Source organism: Cyclobacteriaceae bacterium, from assembly GCA_025808415.1.
Taxonomy (GTDB): Bacteria; Bacteroidota; Bacteroidia; order Cytophagales; family Cyclobacteriaceae; genus UBA2336.
Map to the genome: position 1 here is coordinate 4019015 of CP075525.1, position 21439 is coordinate 4040453.

The following is a 21439-nucleotide window of genomic DNA, read 5'->3' on the forward strand; positions in this document are numbered from 1 at the left end:
CTACTACGAGCGAACCAGTTGCTTAAAAACATATTGCTTGCCCTTCTCATCAATTTTTACTGCGTATTTTTTCCTGAGTTGCTCAACCCACCTTTTTTCAAGGTAGTTTTGGTATTCTGATATAACGGCCGCCCGGGCTTCCTCAAAGGCTAATGGGCCCGGTTTAAGGAGCTCGAAAATCCGCACAAGGTAATACATTCCGTTGTTTTCTGTGGTATAGGTTCCGGCAGCCCAAGGTACGCCCGAGAGCACCGGGCGATCGCTCTTTTGAAAAGTGCCCTTTTCAAAGCGTACGCGCCTTGCTTTAATGGATTCTTCCAGGGCATTCGCGTCATCCTTTTCCACGGCAGTCTTTATGGCCTCAAGCTGATCAGCCGTGGCGGCCGAATACAATTCGGTTACAACCCGTTCACCTGCCATAAAGTTATGGCTATGTTGCTGGTAATAGGCACGCTGCCCGGTAGTGTCTTCGCTGGCACGGTTCCATACTTCCCGCTCCATAATATCGAACAGCAAAATACCTTCGTAATATTCACGAAGCAGCATTTCATAATCGGGGTTGGCCCGTACAAGCTGATCTTCATAAGCCTGGTTGATCACCGATTCCACAAATGATGCATATAGCTGCTCCATATAATCTTTCGGTGCTTGTGTTGTCGCTCGCTGTTGCTGATTTACATACTGCACAAACTCTTTAGCCGGAACAGAACGGGTTTTTATGGTAAAAATTGTTTCTGAACCTTGCCACTGCCTTATGCTCCATTTTCCTTTTGTAAGCGTTGAATCTGCCCGTGCAAAAACTTTTGATTTGCCGGCTTCATTTTCTTTGTACAAAAAGTCCTTCTTTAACTTCGCCAGCAAAGCTTGTTTTGAAATCTGTACGCGCTCATCGCGCTGCACACGAGGTTTGAGTTGGGGTAACAATTCTTCGTAGGATGGAAGCGGGATTTTTCGTTCAAGGCGCACCATGTGCCAGCCATAGGCCGTTTGAAACGGATCGGAAATTTCACCCGGTTTCTGTAATGCAAATGCTACTGCATCAAACTCAGGTGCGGCTGCCATGGCTCCGACCCCAAACGGGCGAAGGCGACCTCCGTTATTTTTTGAATTACCATCTTCTGAATACAGGGCACAAAGTTCTTCCCACGCAACACCACCTTTAAGCTGATCATAAATTTCAAAAATCAAGTTCTTCGATTTAGCATCTGGGCGCTCGCCCCCGGTGCGAATCATAATGTGCGAAACTTCTACTTCGCCACGCGCAGGTTTACGATCTTCAACTAACACCAGGTGATAACCAAAGCGTGTGCGTACCGGCCCCACAACCTCACCAGGTTTACCGCTGTATGCTGCACTTTCAAAAGGATAAACCATCTGCATGGCGGTAAAGTAGCCCAGGTTTCCTTTGTTCGTTCTGGCCGATGGGTCTTCCGAGTGCATGGCTGCGAGTGTTCCAAAATCTTCGCCTGCTGTAACCCTTGCTTTCAATTCCAGGGTGCGGGTGTAGGCTTTCAGGGTATCTTCAGGGGAGGCATCAGGAGCAGCATTGATGAGGATATGCGATGCCTTAACTTCTTCGGTTAATCTTTTGTAGGTAAGTCTTACCAGGCTGTCCAGCATTTTTCCTTCCGGCAGGTAGGGTCTTCTTAGTTCCTCTTTATAATTATTAAATTCCTTCACAAACACCCTGGTGGTGTCCAGTCCCCTGTTTCGCGCTTCTTCTACCTTAAGTTTAAAGTTGACGAACAGGCCGAGGTATTCTTCAATTTTTTCTTTGGAAAAATCTTCCGGTCTGTTCTGGTGGTTCTTTTTGTAGAGGTAGATAAACTCATCAACGGGGACCGGACGGTTGTTAACGCTGAAGAGTATTTGTGCAGGCTTCTGCTTTTTTGCACGTTGTGCCGAAGCACTAATGGAAAACAGGATTACCAGTATTGTAATTGCACTTCGTATCATCATAGTTCGCTGAGAAAATTAATCGAATTGCACTTTTTTGATGAGGCGGCAAATATTTTTGGTTCCGGTTTGTTCATACTCAATTTTGTCCATAATGGACTTGACCAACCGGATACCTAAACCACCTTTTCGTTTTTCATGAATGATATTGCCCAATTCCGGTTCGTGAAATTGATTGATGTCGAAAACAGTGCCATCATCGATAATCTCCATGACCAGGGGGCTACCGTATTCGGCAATAATGTGCAGTTCAAATAAATCATTTGGGTTACACTGATGGGCATGGATCATCAGGTTGGAGCACATCTCGTCAAGGGCCAGTACAACTTCGCTGGTATCCAAATCTGAGACCTCATGATTTTTCAGCGACTGCTTAACGAAATCACGGATCCCCTTAAGGTTTTCGATGCTGCACCCAACTTTATACACGTACCTCATACCAATCGCTTCTTCGCCTCTTCCTTATTCTCAACAATTACGAGTAACTCACTTAACCCTAAAATTTCAAAAGTGTTGATCACCCGTTCACTCATTCCAAACAACACCATTTTTATGTTTTTATCGTTAAATTCTTCGATATAAGACATGAACACGCCCAAACCGGCTGACGAGATATATTCCAGGGCACTGCAGTCAACCAGGATTTTTGTGTAGCCCTCACCAACACTTTTGGCAATGGTTAAATCCAACTCAATGGATGAACTGGCATCAATTTCACCAATGGGAACGATAATGTCAGCTCCGTCTTCCTGAATTCTCTTAATCTGAACCATGTCTTTTAACGTTTTGTGGTCATTTATGTTGACTTATTTAGTATCCAAAAACAAGCGGTTATTTAAATTTTACAATCATTGTCGTGTAGTCGTCATTTATGTTTTCGGTTCCGGTAAATTCATACAACCGGTTAATCAAATGCTCCTGGATTTCACGCGATGACCTGTCCTTCACTTCCAAAATGGCCTCACTTAGCCGATCGTAGCCAAATTCTTCACCTTTTGAATTTTTAGCTTCGGTAATCCCATCGGTATACAACACCATAATATCCCCGGCCTGGTAGGGTATAGAATGGGCCTCGATAAATTTTTCATAACCGTTGTTGCGAACCATGCCCAATGCCACGCCCTTATCTTTTCGGTAAGCGGCCGTACCAGCGGCAGCTGTATAATATAGCAAGGGGCAATGCCCGGCCCGCGAATAGGAAACCGATTTGGATGCTACATCAATCACAAAAAAAGTTGCCGAAATAAACGACCCACGCTCAAGGCAATTGGCCAAAGCCTTGTTCGAGCGAACCATAAATTCGGCTGGCTGAATGCAGTTTTGTGCCAGGCTATGAAATATTCCCTTCATTTGCGACATGTGGAAAGCCGCGGTTGTTCCCTTACCGGAAACATCGGCTACAATCAAGGCAACCTGCTGATCGCTTATGCGCAGTGTATCGTAGTAATCGCCACCCACTTCATCGGCCGATTCAGAAAAAGCGGCCAGATCAAAATCGGTATGTTGGTCCAACACCTGCGGCAGCAAGCTTTTTTGAACCGCTTTGGCAATTTTCAGTTCCTCTTTATAGCGTTCACTTTGCAGGGCCTCTTCCAATAACCTGAAATTTTCAATTGAAATACCGGCCTGGTTGGCAAACGTGGAAACAATTTTTGTCATCTCCCGGTTGAACCCATCCGAAAGCTCTTTTAGCAAAGCAAGCGTACCGATGTTTTCGCCTTTCACATAAATGGGAAAGGCCAGTATGGAACGAAAGCGTGAACCGCGTAAAGATGACAGGTGCTTTGACAGGTTTTTTGTTTTATCCTGGCTTTGTTCAAGTATGCCGGTAACATGCTCTTTTTTCAAGTGCTCAATAATATCGTGGGCTTCTTTCTCGGTAATGTGATAAGTAAAAAGCCTGTGGTCGTGCTCGTTGTTTTTTATTTCCAGCCAGGCAGCATCGGCAAACACCGTGCTTACGGATGTCTCAAGCAAAATATTATAAACACTTTCTTCGCTCTGCTCGGTTTGAATGGATTGGCTAATGCGTTGAAAGTTTACGACCTCTTCTAGCTTTTGCTCAAACACCGATGTGGTGGGCAGGTTGAACAATATGACAAGGAAGGAGAAAACACTGTAAACCGTAACGAAAATAAAAAGTGACTGAAAAAATATATGATACCGGTGATCAACAAAACCACTCCCTTCACCAAAAGCACTTATGGCCTGGGCATTGGCAGTATAGAACAGGTACATCACGTAAAAAATGGCAAGCAGCAAGAGCAATAAGCTTGTCCACTTTTGCCTGAAGTTGAGGTAGGCCACCCACTTCATATTTGCCGACAATACAAGCCCGATAACGATCAGCAACCCCAGCAACACATTGTTCAGCCAGTCAAATCCGTCAATCTCCAGGCTGTTGTATACCAGGGCAACCAGCAAGCCTCCTTCAAAGAAACTCCATAACCGCAACAGCCATTTTGACTTTTGATAAAGGATCAATCGCTTCCAAACCGTGTAGGCTGCCATCAAAAATCCGGCAATCAGCCCAAGGTTGATGATGTAATTTGCCTCAACATAAATGAACAGGCTGGTAAGTTTGGTTGTGCCCGGCAAGTATTCGATTAGCCGGATGAGTAATGAAATTACCGTTACCACTAAACCGGTGGCAAACACACGCCATAACAGATCGACAAAGTTCAACAATTCATCACGATCGATCCGGTACTTATAGAAGTAGTAAAGCGCAACTAAAAACAGGTTAAAGAGCAGCCCCGGCAACCAGGTTGGGATGTCAGGGTCCATGTTGGTTTTAACACTGAAAACCACCGAAAGGTCGGTAAACAACAAGGCCACCCAGGTAATACCTGCCACCATAAAAAGCAACCGGGTTAAGGCTTTAATGCGCATTGAAATCTACAGCACCAAGGGTGCCTGATAAAGGGTGTTATACAACCAATAAAAAGGCCAATCAGGTTATGATTGGCCTTGCAATTATAGGGAAAAAAGGGGATTTGAGCCCTTTAGGGTTATTACTTCCGGCTATAATTAGGGGCTTCACGGGTAATGGCTACATCGTGCGGATGGCTTTCCGTAACTCCGGCCGTGGTGATCTTAACAAACTGAGCCTTTTTAAGTGCCTCAATATTCTTGGCACCACAATACCCCATGCCGGCCCTCAGCCCTCCCACCATTTGGTAAAGTACTTCCGAAACAAGTCCTTTGAAGGGCACCCTGCCGGATATACCTTCGGGTACTAATTTTTTGATGTCGTCCTCTACATCCTGAAAGTATCGATCTTTGGAACCTTCTTCCATGGCTTCGATAGAACCCATGCCACGGTACGACTTAAATTTGCGCCCCTCGTAAATAATAACTTCGCCCGGAGCTTCTTCTGTACCGGCTAACAACGAACCGATCATGATACTATCGGCACCGGCAGCTATGGCTTTTACCAGATCGCCCGAGAAACGAATTCCACCATCGGCAATTACCGGAACACCAGAGCCTTTAATGGCTTTTGCTGATTCATAAACAGCCGAAAGTTGCGGCAATCCAACCCCGGCCACAACACGCGTAGTACAAATGCTACCGGGGCCTACCCCAACTTTTACTGCATCAGCACCCGCTTTCACTAAAGCCCGGGCGGCTTCTCCCGTTGCGATATTTCCAACCACTACATCCATTTCAAGATACTTTTTCTTTACACGTTTAGTGGCTTCAATTACACCTTTCGAATGGCCGTGCGCAGTATCAATCGTAATAACATCAACACCTGCATTTTTCAGTGCCTCTATACGATCAAGAATATCGGGTGTTACACCAACAGCAGCGCCAACACGCAAGCGTCCAAATTTATCCTGACAGGCATTTGGTTTGTTTTTCTTTTTCTGGATGTCACGAAATGTAATCAGCCCTGTTAACTTACCCTTCTTGTTAACGATTGGCAGTTTTTCGATCTTGTACTCCTGCAAAATTATCTCTGCTTTCTCAAGGGTAATGTTCTCCGAAGCCGTAACCAGGTTTTCTTTTGTCATGATCTTTTCAACCGGCACACTTAGGTCTTTTTGAAAGCGCAAATCACGATTGGTGATAATGCCCAACAACTTGCCGTTTCCATCTACAACGGGTATCCCGCCAATCCTGAATTCGCGCATAATTTTTTCGGCATCCTGCACGGTTGAGTTTACGCTTAAGGTTATCGGGTCAAGGATCATTCCACTCTGCGAGCGTTTTACTTTGCGCACCTGCTCGGCCTGCTGATCGATGCGCATGTTTTTATGAATGAAGCCAAGCCCTCCTTCTAAAGCCATACTAATGGCCAGGTCAGCCTCTGTTACTGTATCCATAGCGGCAGAAACTATGGGAATGTTAAGCTTAATGTTTCGGGTTAAGTTGCTGTTGATGCTCGTATTACGGGGAAGCACATCCGAATAGGCCGGAACCAGCAGTACATCATCGTAGGTGAGGGCTTCAAACAGGAATTTGGCGTTGTTTTGGGGCATGGCAAATAATTTACGATCTATTATTTGCCGGGCAAAGCTAGGCTAATTTGCTGATTAACCAATGGCCCTTTTACCAATAATGCCGTTAACTTTGAATGCAAATACGCAACGCATGACCACACGGATTTTAACCCTATTGTTTTGTTTTATTGGCTTGCTCGCAGTGGCTCAAACACAAACCGGAAAAGCCTCTTTTTATGCTGATAAGTTTGAAGGAAAGCCTACCGCCAGTGGTGAAAAATATAAGCACAACAAACTTACGGCCGCCCACAAAACCCTGCCGTTTGGCACCAAAGTGCGTGTAACCAACCTGGCCAATAACCAATCGGTTGAAGTTATTATCAACGACCGTGGCCCTTATGTAGACGGGCGCATTATTGATGTATCGAAATCGGCCGCTGAAAAATTAGGGTTCTTAAACCAAGGATTGGCAGAAGTGAGCCTGGAGGTAATTGATGCCGGTGATGGTAAAAAGAGCGACCCCATAAGGCCCATCGGGCAGGTATCGGTAGATGAAAAGGAATTCTACCACTTTGAAGTAGGCCGGTTTAAGCCTTCGGGTTTTGGGGTTCAGATTGGCACCTACCAAGAGTTGGTAAACCTGATGCGGCTGGCGGAAAACCTGAAAAGCTCCTACCAAAAGAAGGTTACCGTGCAGGTGAAAATCATAAACGGTGTAAAATACTATGCCCTCATCTTAGGGCAATTCCCAAACCGGCCAAAAGCCGAACAATTCAAGGCCGAACTCCAACAAAAGTTCCCCGATGCCTTCATTGTCGAATTTAACAGGCTTTAAAAAGCCCTGTTTCCTGATTTTTTGAAAAATTTTAGTTTGAACCTAAACAAATTAGTGCGACTTTCGTTTTTGATAGCATTACTATCACATATTGAAGCGTGGCTACCCTAGCATTTAAACTCCAGGAATCCTTGTTTCTGCGCAACCCCGACAGCACAGAACTTGGTCAAAAAATCATCAAAAACAGCGTAAGGCTAATTGACAAGCTTGGCTTTGAGGATTTTACTTTTAAGAAACTGGCAGACGAAATTCAATCTACCGAGGCCTCGGTGTACCGCTACTTTGAGAATAAACACCGACTTTTACTGTACCTGATCGACTGGTATTGGACCTGGCTGGAATACAAAATCGATTATGCCACCAACAATATCCGCGACCCGAAAGAAAAGCTAACCATTTGCCTGAAGTTGCTTACGGAAGAAAAAAATCAGGACGTTTATTCAGAAGTGATGGATGGCAAAGCCCTTCAACGCATTGTTATGTGCGAGTTTGAAAAAACTTACCTCACCAAGCAGGTTGACAATGACAATAAAGATGGCGTGTTTATGCCCTATAAAACGGTGTGTCGGAGAATTGCCGAAATCATTAAACAGGTTAATCCTTCATTTCCCTTCCCCAGCACATTGGCCAGCACACTTATTCTTAGCATTAACCACCAGCTTTATTATGCCGAACACTTACCCTCATTAACCGATATTAAGTTCAATCCTCAAAAGCATTACGACAGCCTTTTTGAGTTTATACAGGTATTAGCTTTTAACGCTCTTAACACGCAGGACCATGTTGAGTAACGACCATATTATCCGTATCCTTCGCGAGTCCTCATTGCTTCTTGAGCATTCGTTTGATGCTGAAACACTCCGTTTTGTTGAGGTCAACAACCGAACTTACAGCCTCGATGAATTTACCGAGTTTAAGCGCGACCTGCTGGAAGCTTCAACCAAAATCAGGTTGTTGTTATTAGAATATCAACTCGAGCCTGAAAACTTCAGGCGCTTTAGTAAAGAAGAGGAAAATTATATTCTGGCGTTTAAACGGGCTGATGATTCGGCCGAACCTGTACTCATCCACCCGGCCCGGAAAAAAAGAATCCAAACACGCTTCACCAACAAGGGAAGCATTACCGAACCGTACAACGAAAATCAACCCCTGCTTACCAACAGCGAAGGGGAGGTTATTTTCTTTCTCCTGCTTGGTGACCAGGGGTTGGTTAGTGACTATGGATTGGATGAAAACGTAACCGGAAAAAAGTTGAGCCCGGTAAGTCGTTTGTTCCGCTTGTTGCATACCGAGCGTAAGGAAATCAATTACATTCTCTTTTATGCCCTCGTGGCTGGGCTTATAAGCCTGGTGCTTCCACTGGGTATACAAACTACGGTTGAACTTATTTCAGGAGGTGTATTTTTCAGCTCGGTTTACGTGCTTATCGCCATCATTATAATTGGTGTTTTATTAAGTGGGGGCATCCAGATTTTTCAAATCACACTGGTCGAGCATTTGCAACGAAAAATATTTGCCAAAGCTTCGCTGGAGTTTGCCTTCAGGATTCCACGGTTGCGGGCCGAAGCCATTATCGGCAATCATGCCCCTGAATTGGTAAACCGCTTTTTCGACATCATGACCATACAAAAAGGGATGCCGAAATTGCTGATTGATCTTTCGGCAGGTGTAATCCAGATTTTGTTTGGCTTGCTCCTGCTCTCCCTTTATCACCCCTTTTTCGTTTTCTTCAGTATTGGTCTGTTAAGCATTCTGGTTATTATCTTTTATATAACCGGGGCAAAAGGTTTATACACCTCCATCGAAGAATCAAAATACAAATACAAAGTAGCGCATTGGCTGGAAGAGCTTGCACGGGCCATCAACTCCTTCAAGCTGGCCGGTAGTACCGATCTGCCCATAAAAAAAACAGATTACAACGTAAACAATTACCTGAAGTTCAGGAGCCAGCATTTCAAGGTGCTGATCACACAATTCTCATTTATTCTTTTCTTCAAAGCTGCGGTTACCGGTGGTTTACTGGTAGTGGGTACTTATCTGGTGGTTGATCGGCAGATTACCCTAGGACAATTTGTGGCCTCTGAAGTAATTATCATTCTATTGCTTAACTCCGTAGAAAAAATAATCATGTACATGGATGTACTCTACGATTTGCTAACAGCCGTTGATAAGGTGGCAGCCGTAACAGATGTTCCGCTGGAAAAAATTGGCGGGCTGGATATGACCAAGGATAACCAACCCCAACAAGGTTTTGCTGTACGCATGAAAGACCTAAAGTATAAATATCCTGATCAGTCGGGCTATATTTTAAAGGGTTTGGACCTTGAAATTGCACCGGGAGAACACATCTGTATTAGTGGAGCCGGGGGAGCGGGCAAAACAACATTAACCAATATTATTTCTGGTATATACACAAACTTTGAAGGTGTTGTAACCATCAATGGGTATTCCATCCGCGACCTGGACCTTACCCACCTTCGCGATAAGATTGGAAAAAACATTTCGCAGGAAGATATTTTTGACGGCACCATATTGGAAAACATAACCGTGGGCAAGCCCATGGAAAGTGTACAGGATGCCATTGAAGCATTGGAACAAGTTGGTTTGGCTGACGAAGTAAACCGGCTGCCACAAGGGTTAAACACACGGCTGAACAGTGGCGGTAAAAACTGGTCCAACACAAACATTCACAAACTTATATTGGCCAGGTGCCTTGCCAAAAAGCCCAGGCTGCTTATCCTCAACGACTTCTTCAACGGCCTGAAAAGACAATCAAAACTGGATTTAGTTCAATGTGTGGTCGATCGAAAAAATCACTGGACGTTGGTGGCCGTATCCAACGACCCGTTGGTGATGGCCGCTTGTGATAAAGTGGTGGTGTTAAGTGATGGAAAAATTGAGGGCATTGGAAAGTTTGATCAACTTATGAAAGATGGTATCATTAACAAATACGTAGAATAGTATGCTCAACTTTTCACGTCAACGTATCGATAAAGTTATTGCACAGGAAAAACTCTATTCCTTGCGGGCCATTAAATCGCCACAATCAAGCAAAATTTTGGCACGGTGGCTCATGGTTATTGGAATCATCTTTACCATTATTTTATTTGTTCCCTGGCAGCAAAACGTGCGGGGCACGGGCAACGTAACTGCCTTCAACCCTGAGAACCGGCCACAAACGGTTGAGGCCATCATTGCCGGAAGAATTCAACATTGGCACGTACGTGAGGGCGAATACGTTGAAAAGGGTGACACCATTATTACGCTTACTGAAATTCGTGAAAAGTATTTCGACCCGCAGTTGCTCAATCGCTTACAGGAACAGATTGCCGCAAAAGAAAGCAGCCTGTTGGCCAAAGACCAAAAAGCAAAAGCGCTTTCGCGGCAAATCAGTGCTTTGCGTGATGCCATGAACAATAAGATCGAGCAAGCTACCAACAAACTGGAGGCTGAGCGCATCAAGTTCCTGAATGCAGAAAACCAGTTTGACCGAAACAAAAAGCTGTTTGAAGCGGGTAACATTCCCCTTACCAAATTCCAGGAAATTGAGTATAAGTTTCAAGGTGCACAGGCCGATTACCTGAGCGCAAAAATTGAGCTCGACCGGGTAGAGGCTGAGTACATGGATAAAATCAGCAAGGCCGAATCGGACAGGAGTAATACGCAGGCTGAAATGTTTGACACCGAAGCCGAGATAGCCAAGCTGAGGAACGAACTTGCGAACATGCGAATCCGAAATGACCAATACCAAATTTTAGCGCCCCAGTCGGGAGTTGTGGTAAAGGCTTTAAAAGCCGGCATCGGTGAAACCATAAAAGAACGTGATGCGGTTTGTACCATTATGCCGTTGGTTATTTCCGACCTGGCGGTAGAGATGTATGTTAAGGCCATGGATGTACCCTTATTGAGCAAAGACCGTAAAGTGCGTATTGTTTTTGATGGATGGCCCGCCTTGCAGTTTTCAGGATGGCCCAGTGTTTCCGTAGGTACCTTTGGTGGCGAAGTAAAAGTGATCGACTATGTGAATTCAAAGCCCGGTGAATTCAGGATACTTGTTGTGCCTGATTCAAACGATGAGCCCTGGCCAAAACAACTTCGGGTAGGCTCGGGTATTAAGGGTTGGGTAATGTTGGACGATGTACCGGTATGGTACGAGATCTGGCGGCAACTCAACGGCTTCCCGCCAAGCTTGTACGAAGCCCCACTCGATGAAGTGTTGGAAAGAAAACAAAAGAAAGATTCGGAAAGCTATGATGAGAAGTAAAGTACTTTTCTTTTTTCTTCTGGGTATTCTTAACCATGCAACTGGCCAGCGGATCACGGACGATATTTTTACATTGCCCGATACAGCACGACCGTTTACCATTGAAAATTTTTATTTTCTTGTCATCGGCAACCATCCTATAGCAAAACAAACACGTTTGCTGTCTGATGTTGCGCGACAGGAAATCCGGCTGGCACGGGGCAATTTCGATCCTAAAATTGAAGTACAGTACCTTAAAAAAGAATTTGGCGAAACGGAGTATTATCAGGTGTTCAATGGCGGTGTTTCGGTTCCCACCATTCTCCCCTTTGATCCTAAAATTGGAGTAGAACGTAATGAAGGGCAATACCTGAATCCCGAGCGCTTCATTGCCAATGATTTTAATTTCCGCCAATTTTATGCGGGCATCTCTATGCCATTAGGCCGTGGGCTGATTACCGATGAACGAAGAATAGCCCTGAGGCAAGCCGAGTTATTCCAGGATTTAACAGAAGCCGAACAAGTAAAACAAATCAACTACCTGCTTCTTAGCGCAGCAAAAGATTACTGGAGCTGGTACAATGCCTATTATAACTTCCGGTTATTGGCGAAAGGTGTTGAGGTGGCAAATGAAATTTTCCTTCGCACAAAAATAAATGCTGAATTAGGAGAGGCTGCCGCCATTGATACCGTGCAGGCAAAAATTACGCTTCAGCAGCGGTTAATTGAACAACAGGAAGCAATTCTTGATTTCCAAAACACTGGCATTATACTAAGCACATATTTATGGGACAGTCTTAGTAACCCGCTTGCCCTTACCCCATCCATGGTGCCCGTACTGCAACGCGATTTGCTTGTATTAACCGCGCTTGAATTAAATGCGTTAACCGAACAGGCACGTGCTAACCATCCGGAATTGCGCAAGCTTTCCATTAAACTGTTGCAACTTGAAAACGAGCGTAGGCTGGCCGCTGAATTTTTAAAGCCACGGTTGGATGTAAATTACAGTTTTCTCAATCAGCCGTTTGATCCTGACTGGAATACGAATTTCAGTCTTGGTAACAATTACAAATTTGGCCTTGATTTCAGTTTCCCTGTTTTGCTGCGAAAGGAACGATCGAAACTTGCCCTGACACGGTTAAAAATTTCAGGGACTCAATATGAGCGAAACATGGCCGAACGGCAAATAGTAAATGATGTAAACGCCACACATAACATGCTTGTCAATACCGCTGCGATCATGAACAACCAAACCGATATGGTAAACAACTACGAGCGGTTGTTACAAGCTGAAATATTGAATTTTGAAAATGGGGAAAGTGATTTGTTCCGCATAAACATCCAACAAGAAAGGCTGATACAGGCGCAAACCAAATTAGTAAAACTCATGGCCGACTACGAAAAGCAGAAAGCCATGCTGTACTGGGCGGCCGGGGTTAGAAATCTCGGTGCAGTTAACTAAGTATGATTTGTTCCAGCAAATCGCCCAGCGCATAGGCGGCAACCGCGGCCACAACACCCAAACCAACCGTTTCAACAATGCTACGCACATAGCCCGACTGGGTTACGAAATTCTTTGCAGCCCCGATTAAGATAAAGGTGATGAAGGTGAACAATGAAGAAATGAAAAATGGACTTGCTTCCACTTTGTTCATCAACGTGGCCACGTAAGAAAACAACGGTACTGCCCCAGCCACAACAAAGGCCAAAAACGTAAACAATCCTGATTTAAAGGGAGACTTGGTTTCTTTCATCAGCCCCAGTTCATCGTGCATCATGGTTTGCAGCCACACTTCGCGGTTAGAAGTTATGCGGTTCACCACCATTTCCAATTCCGCCCCTTCAAATCCTTTTTCACGATAAATATCTTCAATCTCCTTGCGCTCAACATCGGGCACATTATCAATTTCCCATTCTTCTATTTTCAAATGCTTGTTGTAGTTGTCAATTTCTGAACGCTTGGAGAGAAATGCACCAATGGACATGGACAGCCCATCGGCTACCAGGTTGGCTACACCCAGTATCAGAACGACCTCAATGCTTAAACCGGCACCGGCCGATCCGGCCACCACAGCAAAAGTTGTAACGATGCCATCAATTGAACCATAAACCATTTCAGGCAAATACTTTTCAACCTTTTTAAAAATCGTAGAAGTGCCGTGTAAACGGTCTTCGTGTTGTTGGTGAACTGACATACCTAAAAATTGAGGGTGTTATGAAGTAGTAAGGTACGGAATTGCCGACTCAGGCAAGAATGGCATCAATCACTTCAAAGGCTGCGCGTTCGCCCGAATTAAGCGCACCACTTACGGTACCATATTCACCCTTGTCGTCTGTGGCTTCACCGGCAAAAAATAATTTGTCACCAACAGGCTCAGCCAACACCGTGCGATCGGCATTGGAGCCTCCCGGCAAGGGGTAAGAAAATCCACCTTTAATTAATGGATCTTTTGTCCAATCCTTCATGGTGTACACCAACGAATTGTCTGCCGTATCCCTTCGGATGTTATTGGTCGCCAGGCTTCCACCAAAAACGGTGTCCATTTCAGCAAGCAATTGCTGCACGGCTAAATCGCCCGGCAGCAAACTAAGCTGTTCAGCCTTTGGTCCGTTTATCGTAATGGAAAGTGTTTTATTTAATGTGCTCCGGCCAATGGCCGAATTCAGGTAATCAGGCCCTTGCACTCCGCCCAGCAAAGCGGCCATAGCCTCACCGTAAAAATTGCGTTTAAACTCCAGTATTAAGCGGATGGAAGCATCCATACCAATGCGGCTCATGGCACTTGATTTTGATGACGGCAGCGATGGGGTGAAACTTATATCGCCTGCTTTTAAAATGGAAACCGGAACCGTAACGATTACTTTATCAACGGTGTCCGTTCCGTTGGAATGTGAAATTTCAACCTTCTCGCCACCATAGTTTACCGACTGCACTTTAGCATTAAATTGAATGGAGGATACTGCGCGCACATAGCGCGACAATAAAACATCCTGCAAAGGATTGGAGCTTGAAGTGAACTCTTTGCCATCGTGTTCAATAAGCGCCAGGGCCTCGGCCAATGCATTTGCCCCTATCCTGTCGGATGATGAACCATAGCGGTTGCCCAGCCACGAGTTTATAAGTGTTTGTACGCGTATGGCAATACCTGCACCCTGGGCTGCCTGTAACACGGTGGTGTTGGCTCCACCGCTAAACGCAGCGAATGTGTCCCTGAAATTTTTGGCCGTAACAAAGTCTGCATCCAGCAAAGCATCTTCTTCACTAAAAAATGCATCTTCAATAATGTAACCATCTGTACTTAATGCCCTGAAATCAACCACCGGCACTTTCATCAACTTAACAATCTCTGCCCATCGCGAATCGGAACCGATAATCCTGTCCGCACCAAGTTCAAGCGGAAAATCAGAATAGGGTAATGCAGCCGGAAAAACGGTTAACGAATCAGTAGATATATCGCTTCTCCTGAAAGTCCGTACCCTTCCTCCTACCTGGTCGGAGGCTTCGAAAATCTTAACCTTCACACCTTTTGAAATGAGAATGTCTGCGGCTAATAAACCTGCTGCACCGGCACCGATAATGCCCACAACGCCATCATATTTGATCTCCGGTCCGGGATCATCCGCTTTACATGAACCCAACCAGGGCAATGCCAGCCCTGCCGATAAACCCAACCCGATTTGTTTAATTGCTTTTCTGCGCTTCACCGTGTGCTTATTTCCTGAAAGATAACGATCATTAGAGTTTTAAGAAAATGCCCCAAAGTTGAGCCCATGTATACCCCAAGCAATGGAAAGGTAAAACGAATTGCTATTGTTGGGCCGGAATGTACCGGTAAAACAGATCTTTCAATGGCCCTGGCCGAACATTACGAAACGGTGTGGGTGCCCGAATATGCACGTGGTTATATCGGGCGGCTCGATCGACCATACCAACAAGCCGACCTGTACACCATTGCCCAGTGGCAGCTCTTTACGGAGGATGAGCTTGCTTTAAAAGCCAACATGCTACTGATCTGCGACACTGACCTTACCGTAATTAAAGTGTGGAGTGAGTTCAAATACGGAAATTGTGATGCTAAAATTTTGTCGATGATGAAATCGCGCAGGTACGATTTGCACCTGCTTACCGGCATTGATATACCGTGGGAGAATGACCCGCAACGCGAGCATCCGGATAAGCGCGAATACTTTTACAACCTTTATAAAAATGAATTGCTGGCGCAAGGCATCACCCCGGTGGAAATAAGTGGTGACCGGCAAACACGAAAAGCATTGGCCATTGCAGCCATTGATGCCCTGGCCAACCCAAATCGCCTTACCACATAAAAGTTGTTTTGGTTTTGAAGGTAAAATGATACCTTCCTTCCAGCTAAACCTAAATACCATGAGCTCCCGCAGATCTTTCTTCCGCAAGTCATTCGGCCTTGCCGGAACATTTGCCCTTACACCCCTTGCCCAACAAGCACTTGCTGAAGATGTTGCCGGTGCCCTTCTTTCTTTGAATAAACTTACCCCGCTCGATGCTGCCACTGACGAGGAACTTTGGGCACGTATGGCGCAGGCCTACACCGTTTCCCCAAACATCCTAAACCTGAACAATGGCGGTGTTAGCCCACAACCAAAAGTAGTGCAAGATGCCGTTGACCGGTATTATCACTTGAGCAACGAGGCCCCCACCTATTACATGTGGCAAATATTGGATAAAGGCCGGGAGGCCGTGCGAAGAAAACTGGCAGACCTGGCCGGTACCTCACCCGAAGAACTGGCGGTTAACCGTAATGCCACCGAGGCACTTGATACAGTAACCTGGGGATTAACGATGGCAAAAGGCGATGAGATTGTGATGACCAAACAAGACTACCCCAACATGGTACAGGCCTGGAAACAAAAAGAAATGCGCGATGGCATAAAAATAAAGTGGATAAGCTTTAACCTGCCCATTGAAAATGATGATGCTTTCGTAAAAGAGTTCATCAATGCCACCACAGCCAAAACAAAAATCTGGCACATCACACACATGATCAATTGGACCGGCCAAATTTTGCCGGTAAAAAAGTTATGTGAAGAAGCACGCAAACGAAACATTATCTCTATAGTTGATGGAGCCCACACGTTTGCCCACATGGATTTCAGTATTAAAGATTTTAATCCCGATTATTATGGAACCAGTTTACACAAATGGTTAAGCGCACCATTTGGCACAGGCATGTTGTATGTTAAAAGGGAAAACATTGCCGGCTTGTGGCCATTATTCCCCAACGATAAACCCACTGACAGTAACATCCGAAAATTTGAAACATTAGGCACCCGATCGTTTGCCCCGGAGCAAGCCATTGGCCAGGCGATTGATTTTCACAACGGCATTGGCAGCAAGCGCAAGGAAGAAAGGCTTCGGTATTTAAAAAATTACTGGTGTGATAAGGTAGCCAGAAATCCGCGGATCAAACTTCATGTTTCCATGAAACCGGAATATGCCTGTGCCTTAGGAACGTTTTCAGTTGATGGAATTGACCCTGGTGATGTAACCGCCCGCTTGTTTAACGAACATCAAATTCACACCACTTCCATTAAGTGGGAGAACATCAGTTGTGTGCGTGTAACACCACATGTGTATACCTCAACCAAAGACCTTGACAGGTTTGTGGATGCCGTATGGAAGATCGCTACCTCATGAAGCGTTTTGGGTTTTTACTGCTGTTATTCATTGTTGGATGTGCTCCCCGTCCAAAAAAGGCAACACTTGAAATCAACGGACTTATCAGTGTGGTTGAGGTAATGCGGGATGAGCATGGTGTTAATCATATTTTCGCCACTAACGAACACGACTTGTTTTTTGCACAAGGTTATTGTGCCGCTAAAGACCGACTCTTCCAATTTGAACTGTGGCGCAGACAGGCCTCAGGCACCGTTGCCGAAATACTGGGTGAGCGTGAACTACAACGCGATATTGGTGCACGCCTTTTTAAGTACAGGGGCAACCTGAAAACCGAACTAAACCATTACCACCCGCGTGGCGAGTCTATTATTCAGGCTTTTACTGATGGCATCAATGCCTTTATCGCACAAACAGAGAATGACCCCGAACTGCTCTCACCCGAATTCAAACTGCTTGGTATCACTCCGGGCTTTTGGACACCCGACCTGGTTATCTCACGCCATCAAGGTTTATTGGGCAACCTGACTGATGAACTGGCTATTGCACGCTCGGTAATTTTACTGGGCAAAGAAAAAGTCAAAGACGTAAAGGTATTTGAACCTGGCGAGCCAGAACTTACACTTGATGGAGCAATTGAGCCACAAGGACTTTTCGAAAATGTTATCGGGCCCTATGAAGCTTTCCGCAAACCCATAACATTCACACCCAACGATGTGATAGCGCATAGTAATCGTGATATGCGCCTATTCAATGCGCTTGTTGTGGAGGATCAGCGTAGATATGAAGAAATGAACTCTGCCGAGCACCGAACCATTGGCAGCAACAACTGGATTGTTACGGGAGAAAAATCAATCACCGGCTTTCCATTGCTGGCAAACGATCCCCATCGGGCTGTTGCAGTCCCTTCGTTACGCTATATGGTGCACCTGAATGCCCCCGGCTGGAATGTAGTAGGTGGTGGTGAACCCACCATACCCGGTATATCCATAGGCCATAATGATTATGGCGCATGGGGTTTAACTATTTTCAACATTGATGGCGAAGACCTGATGGTTTATGAAATCAATCCACGCAACCCAAACCAATACAAATACAAAAACGGTTGGGAGGAGATGACTTTAATTAAAGACACCATTCGGGTAAAAGGATCGGCTGATGTTTACGTAACACACCAATACACGCGGCATGGACCGGTAACCTTTGTTGATCAAAAACGAAACAAAGCTTATGCTGTACGTTGCGCCTGGCTTGAGCCGGGCGGTGCTCCATACCTGGCAAGCCTGCGCATGAATACTGCCACTACATGGGAAGAGTTCCGCGAAGCTTGCACGTACAGCCACATTCCTGGGGAAAATATGATTTGGGCTGACAAAACCGGAAACACAGGTTGGCAAGTTGTGGGTATTGCGCCTGTAAGAAAAAACTGGAGTGGCTTAGTGCCGGTGCCGGGCGATGGCCGATTTGAATGGGATGGCTACCTGCCGGTGAAGCAACTTCCACACCTCCATAATCCTGAAAAAAAATTCTGGGCAACCGCTAATGAAAACCTGGTACCTGAAAATTATGAATACAGGAATTCAGTAGGTTGGGAATGGGCCGACAGTAGTCGTGCCATACGGATAAATGCAGTATTGGCCGAAAATAAAAAATTCAGTGTGGCGGATATGCAAAAACTTCAATTTGATTATTTCTCCATTCCGGCCAGCGAACTTGTTCCTTATTTGAAAAATTTAACTTTTCCTGATCGCAAACTTGATAGCCTAAGAAAAATTGTAACACAGTGGAATTTTGTGCTCGATAAAAATTCGGTTGAAGCAGGTATATATTTTGCCTGGGAAAAGCAATTGCGGGAACGTGCACACCCTCTTTTTGTTCCTGCTAAGGCACAGCAATGGATTAAAACAGTACCCGTAAAAAAATTAATTCACTGGATCAAATCCGATCGGCCAGAACTTAATGGCAGGGATACTTTTATGGCCATTTGCTTTACCGAAGCTGTAAAAAACCTTCGTGTGAAATTAGGTGCTGACGAGAAAAAATGGAATTACGGCCAGCCCTTATACCACCATGTATTAATAAAACATGTACTTAGTAATGCCTTAAATGATTCGCTCCAAAAAATATTTAATTGTGGGCCTCTGCCACGCGGGGGCTCGGGCTCAACGCCCGGTGTAACCAGCAACAACGATAACCAAAGCCATGGCGCAACCTTTCGTATGATTGCCGATTTATCTGATTGGGACAATACTTCCTTTACCAACGCGCCCGGTCAAAGTGGTGATATCAGAAGCCCGTTTTATAACAACCTCTTTAGCGGTTGGGCTAACGATGAACATTTTATGGTTCCTTTTTCGAAGGAAAAAATTAAAGCGATGGCCAAGGAAACAACGTTCTTTAAACCAAAAAGGCAATAATCATTTTTAATTTAATGCCAAGGATTCATAGCCCTGATTTTTATCAGTTGGTAACTAAAGTCACATAATAATTAGTTTGCTGGTACTATTTTGTGCCGACTGTTCAATGAAAAGTAAAATGCTCAAACTGCTGGTTGTATGCCTTATGTGTGCAGGCATCGTAGCGGGAATGGTTTGGCTCTATCAAAAAATCTTATAAACAAAAAATACTATGAAAAAGAACATGGGAAATACCGACAAAGCCATACGCATTGTGTTGGCTATTGTATTTGCTGCTTTGTATTTCACAAACACAGTAACTGGTACACTTGGTTTAATACTGTTGATTTTAGGTGCCGTGTTTGTGCTCACCAGCCTGGTGAGTTTCTGCCCGCTTTATGCAATTGTGGGGCTTAACACCTGCACAACGAACAAAACAACAAGCTAATCGCGGTAATCTAAGGCAGGTTTTCTGTCGCCCAGCAAAGCGGAGTATTTAAAATTGGGGCCAATTCGTTTTTGATACTCTTCTTTGGCTTTTTGTATTTGCGCTGGGTCGTTGAATAGGTCAATACCCGTTAGGGCTAGTGTTTTAGCAGCTACCATCATTCCTTTAATACCTATATCGGTTCCACCGCAGGCCACCGCTTGCCAACTGTGGGCAGGTGTACCTGGTACCCAGGTTGCTGTTCCCAACCCCACGGTCGGCACAACATAACTTACATCGCCTACATCAGTTGAACCACCGCTGCCGGAAGCATCAACTTTATAAGGTTCAACTTGGCCTGCCGTTACGATAGCGGGTTGCGATGGGCCGATCAGGGTTTGCTGGATTTTCTTAGCCCACTCAACTTCATCGGCTGAATAATTTACACCCCCCACCAGGGTTAGGTTTTGATGCATCAGCTTTGCCAACACTTCGTTGGGAAGCAGGTCATAAACACCTCCGATAATCTCCATTTCCATCCGGGTTTCAGTTCCCATTGCTGCGCCCTCTGCAATTTTCTGAATCCGACCAAAAATTTCGGCCAACACATCGCGCTTCGGATGACGGGCATAATAGTAAACTTCAGCATAGTCGGGCACAACATTAGGTGCTTCACCACCTCGTGTTATCACATAATGAATGCGCGTATCGGAAGGTATGTGCTCGCGCATCATATTTACCATGTAATTCATAGCTTCCACTGCATCCAACGCTGACCTGCCTTTTTCAGGTGCACCTGCTGCATGGGCAGAAACACCATGAAACCGGAACTTAGCCGATACATTCGCCAACGATGAGGATGGGTTAGCTGCATTACGGCTGCTGGGGTGCCAGTGCATCACCACATCAACGCCATTAAAAAGTCCTTCGCGCACCATATAAACTTTTCCCGATCCACCTTCTTCAGCGGGTGTTCCAAAAACTTTAATCGTTCCTTTTAATCCGGTTTTCTGCATCGTTTCCTTTAATTCAATGGCAGCCGCAACAGATGCCACCCCAAATAAATGGTGCCCACAGGCATGGCCGGCCTTGCGCGAAGGATCAGGGCTTTTCTCCGGAACTGCTTTTTGCGATAACCCCGGAAGGGCATCGTACTCTGCCAGTATACCAATAACCGGGCTGCCTGATCCATACGTGGCAACAAAAGCAGTAGGTATACCTGCAACTCCCTCTGCCATTGCAAAACCATTTTTTGAAAGCAGGGTCGTCAACTCGGCTGCACTTTTGTACTCCTTGTAACCAACTTCTGCGTATTCCCAGATATTCAAAGCTGACTGCTTGTATTGACCATATTGCTTATCCAACCGATCAGTGGCGTTTCTTTTTACAGTTGCCAGGTCCTTTGGTTTTATTACCTGAGCAGCAGCCAAAATAGTTAGGCTGAGAAGTGAGGTCGATAAAAGTATACGCATAGCTAATTT

Annotated in this window: 17 protein-coding genes; 9 read left to right on the forward strand and 8 right to left on the reverse strand. The window is 45.2% G+C overall.

The features are described 5' to 3' along the window. Positions 1–3: 3 nt before the first annotated feature. From KIT51_17825 to guaB, 5 genes are all read right to left on the reverse strand, one after another. Positions 4–1959: a peptidylprolyl isomerase gene (locus tag KIT51_17825; protein UYN86690.1), complete on the reverse strand. Its 1956-nt coding sequence runs from the start codon at positions 1957–1959 to the stop codon at positions 4–6. A 15-nt stretch (positions 1960–1974) separates the two neighbouring features. Then, positions 1975–2394 (reverse strand): ATP-binding protein, encoded by a 420-nt coding sequence (locus KIT51_17830; GenBank protein UYN86691.1) that lies wholly within the window; start codon positions 2392–2394, stop codon positions 1975–1977. Continuing rightward, entirely contained in the window at positions 2391–2729 is a 339-nt protein-coding gene (locus KIT51_17835) for an STAS domain-containing protein (GenBank protein UYN86692.1), read from the reverse strand. The genes KIT51_17830 and KIT51_17835 overlap by 4 nt, the downstream gene beginning before the upstream one ends. A gap of 58 nt (positions 2730–2787) precedes the next feature. After that, on the reverse strand, positions 2788–4848 hold the full coding sequence (locus KIT51_17840; GenBank protein UYN86693.1) for a SpoIIE family protein phosphatase: 2061 nt from the start codon (positions 4846–4848) through the stop codon (positions 2788–2790). A gap of 122 nt (positions 4849–4970) precedes the next feature. After that, positions 4971–6443 carry an IMP dehydrogenase gene (gene guaB / locus KIT51_17845; GenBank protein UYN86694.1) on the reverse strand — a complete coding sequence of 491 codons (1473 nt, stop codon included), beginning with the start codon at positions 6441–6443 and terminating at the stop codon, positions 4971–4973. Positions 6444–6555: 112 nt separating this feature from the next. Here guaB and KIT51_17850 point away from each other — a divergent pair, with 112 nt between their 5' ends. The 5 genes from KIT51_17850 (at position 6556) to KIT51_17870 (ending at position 12944) form a co-directional block, all read left to right on the forward strand. Next, a complete protein-coding gene (locus tag KIT51_17850; GenBank protein ID UYN88629.1) occupies positions 6556–7239 on the forward strand; it encodes a septal ring lytic transglycosylase RlpA family protein in 684 nt (227 codons plus the stop codon). Between the two features lie 98 nt (positions 7240–7337). Further along, entirely contained in the window at positions 7338–8030 is a 693-nt protein-coding gene (locus KIT51_17855; protein ID UYN86695.1) for a TetR/AcrR family transcriptional regulator, read from the forward strand. After that, entirely contained in the window at positions 8020–10200 is a 2181-nt protein-coding gene (locus KIT51_17860) for an ATP-binding cassette domain-containing protein (protein ID UYN86696.1), read from the forward strand. The genes KIT51_17855 and KIT51_17860 overlap by 11 nt, the downstream gene beginning before the upstream one ends. A 1-nt stretch (position 10201) precedes the next feature. Continuing rightward, positions 10202–11503, forward strand: coding sequence for an HlyD family efflux transporter periplasmic adaptor subunit (locus tag KIT51_17865; GenBank protein UYN86697.1), 1302 nt, complete (start codon positions 10202–10204; stop codon positions 11501–11503). Further along, positions 11490–12944 (forward strand): TolC family protein, encoded by a 1455-nt coding sequence (locus KIT51_17870; GenBank protein UYN86698.1) that lies wholly within the window; start codon positions 11490–11492, stop codon positions 12942–12944. The genes KIT51_17865 and KIT51_17870 overlap by 14 nt, the downstream gene beginning before the upstream one ends. On the opposite strand, the gene KIT51_17875 is transcribed toward KIT51_17870, so the two are convergent. Together KIT51_17875 and KIT51_17880 are read right to left on the reverse strand one after the other, a co-directional pair. Continuing rightward, positions 12937–13677, reverse strand: coding sequence for a VIT1/CCC1 transporter family protein (locus KIT51_17875; GenBank protein ID UYN86699.1), 741 nt, complete (start codon positions 13675–13677; stop codon positions 12937–12939). The two genes, KIT51_17870 and KIT51_17875, sit on opposite strands and share 8 nt — an antisense overlap. Before the next feature lie 49 nt (positions 13678–13726). After that, positions 13727–15187, reverse strand: a complete 1461-nt coding sequence (locus KIT51_17880; GenBank protein ID UYN86700.1) for an FAD-dependent oxidoreductase — start codon at positions 15185–15187, stop codon at positions 13727–13729. A 66-nt stretch (positions 15188–15253) separates the two neighbouring features. Between KIT51_17880 and KIT51_17885 the strand changes: the two genes are divergently transcribed. The 4 genes from KIT51_17885 to KIT51_17900 all read left to right on the forward strand — a co-directional run bounded on the left by KIT51_17885 (position 15254) and on the right by KIT51_17900 (position 19979). Continuing rightward, positions 15254–15808, forward strand: a complete 555-nt coding sequence (locus tag KIT51_17885; GenBank protein UYN86701.1) for an ATP-binding protein — start codon at positions 15254–15256, stop codon at positions 15806–15808. Between the two features lie 58 nt (positions 15809–15866). After that, on the forward strand, positions 15867–17156 hold the full coding sequence (locus KIT51_17890; GenBank protein UYN86702.1) for an aminotransferase class V-fold PLP-dependent enzyme: 1290 nt from the start codon (positions 15867–15869) through the stop codon (positions 17154–17156). Next, on the forward strand, positions 17153–19552 hold the full coding sequence (locus KIT51_17895) for a penicillin acylase family protein (GenBank protein ID UYN88630.1): 2400 nt from the start codon (positions 17153–17155) through the stop codon (positions 19550–19552). The genes KIT51_17890 and KIT51_17895 overlap by 4 nt, the downstream gene beginning before the upstream one ends. Before the next feature lie 211 nt (positions 19553–19763). Continuing rightward, positions 19764–19979, forward strand: coding sequence for a DUF2892 domain-containing protein (locus KIT51_17900; protein ID UYN86703.1), 216 nt, complete (start codon positions 19764–19766; stop codon positions 19977–19979). On the opposite strand, the gene KIT51_17905 is transcribed toward KIT51_17900, so the two are convergent. Further along, positions 19976–21430: an amidohydrolase gene (locus KIT51_17905; GenBank protein ID UYN86704.1), complete on the reverse strand. Its 1455-nt coding sequence runs from the start codon at positions 21428–21430 to the stop codon at positions 19976–19978. The genes KIT51_17900 and KIT51_17905 overlap by 4 nt on opposite strands. Positions 21431–21439: the final 9 nt, after the last annotated feature.